Genomic DNA, 441 nt, shown 5'->3' with positions numbered 1-441 from the left:
TTATATCATGTTGTAGATCCCACCAATATATAATGATTGATTACACAGATATTAGGGAATCAATACATAACTATTATTAACGATGTATCCGCCGATGTGTCTATGGCACGGGATAGCAAGCCGCTCAATAGGCGAGATGTGTTGAAGGCGACTGGTGCTGTCGGAACCGCTGGCTTGGCAGGGCTGGCGGGGTGTACCGGCGGTGGCGACGGCGGCGGTGGTGATGGTGGCGGCGGTAGCGACGGCGGCGGCGGTGACGGCGGCGATGGTGGCGACGACTACCCGGCGCTGGGCAACTTCCCCATCGAGGGCGACACGGCCACGTTCGGATTCAACGTCCCGCAGTCGGGACCGTACGCCTCGGAGGGTGAAGACGAGCTTCGAGCCTATCAGCTCGCGGTGAAGCACCTCAACGAGGGCGGCGGTTGGGTCGACTCGCAG

General features: G+C 59.6%; 1 protein-coding gene. It reads left to right on the top strand.

Going from position 1 to position 441, the window contains the following annotated elements:
- Positions 1-102: 102 nt before the first annotated feature.
- Positions 103-441, top strand: a 339-nt coding sequence (locus DVK06_RS17855) for a twin-arginine translocation signal domain-containing protein (RefSeq protein WP_233561824.1), incomplete at its 3' end; no start/stop codon positions are given.

Source organism: Halorubrum sp. Atlit-28R (genome assembly GCF_003665955.1).
GTDB classification, from domain to species: Archaea; Halobacteriota; Halobacteria; order Halobacteriales; family Haloferacaceae; genus Halorubrum; species Halorubrum tropicale.
The sequence above is the reverse complement of the archived record's forward strand: the minus strand, read 5'-3'. Positions and strand labels throughout refer to the sequence as shown.